At 66.2% G+C, this 2,230-nt stretch carries 1 protein-coding gene; it reads right to left on the reverse strand.

Annotated elements, in window-relative coordinates; translation table 11 throughout:
• Positions 1–2,230: efflux RND transporter permease subunit (locus P792_RS34110; protein ID WP_035440835.1), on the reverse strand; the 2,230-nt coding region annotated here is incomplete at both ends.

Genomic DNA, 2,230 nt, shown 5'->3' on the forward strand with positions numbered 1-2,230 from the left:
GCCGTGCATGATCGCAGCCCTCAAGTCCGCGCGCGTCAGTGCGCGCCCTTCGGCCTGGGCCCTGCCGCTGACGTCTGCCAAGGCATTGTCGAGATAGATCAGCATGATCACGCCCGTCTCGGACGCGACACCCGCGAGGGCGATGAACCCCACCACGACAGCGACACTGACATTGTAGCCCAACCACCAGGTCAGCCAGATCCCACCGACCAGCGCAAACGGCACCGACAGCAGCACGATCAGCGTCTCCGTGATCCGTCCGAAATTGAGATAGAGCAGCACGAAGATCAGAACCAGCGTTGCCGGCACGACCAGCTTCAGCCGCGCCATGGCGTGCTGCATATATTCAAACTGGCCGCTCCACGCGACGCGGTATCCCTGCGGGAGCGTAACCCGCTCGCGCACGGCGCGGGCCGCGTCGTTGACGTAGCCGCCGATATCGCGTCCGTTCAGGTCCACATAGACATAGGCGACAAGCTGGGCATCCTCGGTGCGGATCGAGGGCGGTCCCCCGGTGAGACGGATCACCGCCACCTGCCCCAGCGGGATCATCGCCCCGCCCGGCGTCGGCAGCAGCACCTGTTCGGCGATCGCCTGCGGGTCATCGCGCAGGTCACGCGGGTAGCGGACGCTCACGCCGTAACGCTCGCGCCCTTCCACGGTCGTCGTGACCGTCTGGCCGCCGAGCGCCGTGGCCACCACCTGCATCACATCGTCGACCGACAGGCCATAGCGCGCGATCGCGTTCCGGTCGGGTATAATCTCCAGATAGTGGCCACCCTCCAGGCGCTCGGCAAACGCACTGGTGGTTCCGGGAATGGTGCGCACGACCTGCTCGACCTGTTCCGCAATTCTGGCGAGCTGTCCCAGATCCGGCCCGAACACCTTCACCCCCACCGGGGTACGAATCCCCGTGGCGAGCATGTCGATGCGGGCGCGGATCGGCTGCGTCCACGCGTTGCTCACCCCCGGCAGGTCAAGCGCCCGGTTCATGTCGGCCTTCAGTTGGTCCGGGGTCATGCCGGCCGGCCATTCGCTTTGCGGCTTGAGAGTGATCACCGTCTCGAACATTTCCGTGGGCGCCGGATCGGTGGCCGTCGCCGCGCGCCCGGCCTTGCCGAACACCGACTGGACCTCGGGAAAGCTCTTGATGATGCGGTCCTGACCCTGCAGCAGCTCGACCGCCTTGGTGACCGAGAGACCTGGCGGCGTGACCGGCATGTAGAGCCATGTCCCCTCGTTCAGATCGGGCATGAACTCGCTGCCCAGATGGGCCGCCGGATAGATCGTACCGGCGCCAATCCCGATCGCAAGGAGGACGAGCAGGACCGGTCCCCGCAGCACGACGCGGATTACGGGACGATAGAGCGCGATCAGCACGCGATTGATCGGATTACGCGCTTCGGGAAGGATGCGGCCGCGCACGAAGGCCAGCATCAGGACCGGCACCAGCGTCACCGCGAGCAGCGCGCCGCCCGCCATGGAAAAGGTCTTTGTGTATGCGAGCGGCTTGAACAATCGTCCTTCCTGCCCCTCCAGGGCGAACACCGGCAGGAAGGACACGGTGATGATCAGCAGGCTGAAGAACAGCGACGGCCCGACCTCGTTCGCCGCCGCCAGCAGCGCCGGGCCACGCGCTTCACCGGGCGCCAGCCGCTCCACGTGCTTGTGCGCATTTTCGATCATCACGATCGCCGCATCCACCATCGCCCCGAGCGCGATGGCGATGCCGCCCAGACTCATGATGTTCGACCCGACACCGATCATGTGCATGGCCAGGAAAGCGAACAGGACGCCGACAGGCAGGGTCACGATCGCGACCAGCGCACTGCGGACGTGCAGCAGGAAGACGACGCAGACGAAGGAGACGATGAGACTCTCCTCGATCAGCGTGTGCCGGAGCGTGGCGATGGCACGCAGGATCAGGGCCGAGCGATCATAGACCGGCACAATGGAAACGCCCGGCGGCAGGCTAGGCAGCAGCTCGGCGATCCGCTGCCTGACGCTCCGGATCGTCGTCAAGGCATCCGCTCCGTCGCGCTTGACGACGATGCCGCCGACCGCCTCTCCCACACCGTCCAGTTCCGCGATGCCGCGCCGCTCGTCGGGGCCGAGTTCGACGCGCGCGACGTCTCCCACCGTGACTGGCGTTCCGACGGCGTCGACCTTCAGCACGATCCGCTCCAGATCGCGGACATCGCGCACATAGCCCCGACCGCGCACCATATAT

This window comes from Asaia sp. SF2.1, assembly GCF_000505765.1.
Taxonomy (GTDB): domain Bacteria; phylum Pseudomonadota; class Alphaproteobacteria; order Acetobacterales; family Acetobacteraceae; genus Asaia; species Asaia bogorensis.